At 55.5% G+C, this 2,229-nt stretch carries 3 protein-coding genes; 2 read left to right on the forward strand and 1 reads right to left on the reverse strand.

What is annotated here, in order from left to right:
* A partial coding sequence (locus tag EN969_RS27650) for an aminotransferase class III-fold pyridoxal phosphate-dependent enzyme (RefSeq protein WP_127419566.1) occupies positions 1-545 on the reverse strand: 545 nt, incomplete at its 3' end.
* Positions 546-1,166: 621 nt separating this feature from the next.
* Here EN969_RS27650 and EN969_RS27655 point away from each other — a divergent pair.
* Together EN969_RS27655 and EN969_RS27660 are read left to right on the forward strand one after the other, a co-directional pair.
* Positions 1,167-1,631 carry an Lrp/AsnC family transcriptional regulator gene (locus EN969_RS27655; RefSeq protein WP_063169349.1) on the forward strand — a complete coding sequence of 155 codons (465 nt, stop codon included), beginning with the start codon at positions 1,167-1,169 and terminating at the stop codon, positions 1,629-1,631.
* 475 nt (positions 1,632-2,106) lie between these two features.
* A partial coding sequence (locus EN969_RS27660; RefSeq protein WP_127274279.1) for an FAD-dependent oxidoreductase occupies positions 2,107-2,229 on the forward strand: 123 nt, incomplete at its 3' end.

Below are 2,229 nucleotides of genomic sequence, written 5' to 3' on the forward strand. Positions count from 1 at the left end.
CCTTCGTATGGCAACGATGTCACATGGGCGAGGGGAAACCCGGCAGCGGCCCGGTGCTCCTTGTTTCCCATCGCTGCCAATGCTCCAGCGCTTTCCCCATGGAACGAGTTGGTAAACGAGACGATGTTCGATCTCCCGGTCACCTGGCGAGCCAGTTTTAGACTCGCTTCGACCGCGTTCGTACCTGTGGGGCCGGGAAACTGTAATTTGTATGTCAGACCACGAGGCTTGAGAATGTATCGCTCGAAAGCTTCGATGAAGGCTTTCTTGGCCGTCGTGGCAAGGTCCAGCCCATGCACAATTCCGTCGCGCTCGATATAATCCAGCAGCGCCTTCTTGATGACGGGGTTGTTGTGCCCATAATTCAAAACGCCTGCACCGGCGAAAAAGTCGAGATATTCCCGACCGTCTGCAGCGATGAGAGTGGTCCCGACTCCGCGATCGAATAGGGCGGGGAAGGCGCGGACGTAGCTGCGCACCTCAGACTCCAGGCGATTGAAAACCGCGAGACCTGCATCCATTTCAGGTGCGAATTGCTTGCTCATAGGCGAACTCCTCAATCTGAAGCCTGCAAAGCCAGGCCTCTTCTGCTTTATGAAGTGGCGTGTAGGTGCCGTTGTGAGACAATAGCGCGCTACATTGGGCGCCTTGCGCAAATTCTGAGCGGCGGGATGCAGTAATTATGCGAAATTGCCGGCAGGTTGCATAAGGCCGGCGGTTTGTGTGGCTGCGGTGACGATTTTTCCCAACCACCTCAAGACGGCTGCATTTGATGCAGCAACCGGGGCAGGCGAACCTAGCGCTCGATTCCCTATACACAGATGAGACTCTTGGCAGCGTGAGCCAACGAATGGAAGCCGAAGCGCGGAAATAGAGGTCCCCCCTATCATCATCGTCCAGTCGGCTTAGCGTTTAAGTTCCGAGACGTTTCCTCGGCCGAACTGGGCGCAAGGCCTCGGCTTTTGACCGTCGGCTGCCATTGTCAGTTGGGCGATGGTGGACAGCACTCTTCGGCCAATGGCTATAACTGACGTCGAGGACGATAGCCGACTTTGGTCCCATGCCTGGCCTGATCGTTTGGGCTTCCGTCTGCGCGGGGTTGAGGCTACAGTCGAGTGCATATCGCAGTTTTTCTGCGCAAATTGCAGCTATTCCGGAGAATGACCATGGAATTGGATCGGATAGATCTGAAAATCTTAAGCGCTGTTCAGCGCAACAATCGCCAAACAACGGAAGAATTGGGCCAACTGGCCGGTATATCGCCCACGGCCTGTCAGCGGCGATTGAAGCAGTTGCGACAAATTGGCGTAATTGAGGCTGATGTTGCAATCGTGTCGCCTGAGGCGGTGGGCAGGTCCCTGATGATGCTGGTCTTGGTCGACATTGAGCGCTATCGTTCCGACGTCATCGATCGCTTCAAGCAGTCTCTACAGAAGGCGCCTGAAGTAATGAGCGCGTATGCGGTCACCGGTAACGCCGATTTCGTTCTCCTTCTCTCCGTGCGTGACTTGGCAGAGTACGACGCATTCTCGAGGCGTTTCTTCTTTGATAGCCCGGCTGTTAGAAATTACAGCACGATGATTGTGATGGATCGCACGAAGGTAACCTTGGCGGTGCCAATCGATGTATAGAACGCGCAATCTTACGCGCATTCAACAACTGGTTGATCCGATTCACCGATGACTGGCGCAAGGGTCAGCCGCCTTGCCCGCCGGCCATGATTGGGACGGGAGTTTTCGTACCGCTAAAGCGGCGATGGAGCGCAAGGCGAAGCATCATTCTGCTCCTTACAACGGCCTCGTCAGCGCGATGCTGCAAAAGCACTTCTGGACCTACCGGGCTGCATTCTGATGTATCTCGCGATAGGTTTGTCCCCTTCAGTCGCGATGCGCTTTGTCCACTTAAGTCACGACGCTCCGGCATCGCCTTCAGCCCTGATGGACTGCTGGCAAGGTCATGTTTAAACGTTCCGCCCCGTTGGGAGGCCGCCATAATGCGAATCTCTTAAGAATGCGCTGATTTCCTGCGTCCTGCAAGATAATTGCGCGTTTTTGCTTGCTCGCCGTCTGCTAGATTTTTGCCCGACTCAGACATTTGCGAGTTTGCGTGGTTTTCGATTATATCGTCGTGGGTGGTGGCTCCTCTGGATGCGTGATGGCGAGCAGGCTCTCCGCCTATGGCGCTCGCGTGCTGCTCATTGAAGCTGGCCCTGATACGCCGCCGAATGCC

It is taken from the genome of Mesorhizobium sp. M7A.F.Ca.CA.003.01.2.1 (genome assembly GCF_003998945.1).
GTDB classification, from domain to species: Bacteria; Pseudomonadota; Alphaproteobacteria; order Rhizobiales; family Rhizobiaceae; genus Mesorhizobium; species Mesorhizobium ciceri.

What these genes read in the sequence shown, in the direction of transcription:
- EN969_RS27655 (WP_063169349.1), top strand. Translation starts at nt 1,167, where the DNA reads ATGGAATTGGATCGGATAGATCTGAAAATCTTAAGCGCTGTTCAGCGC.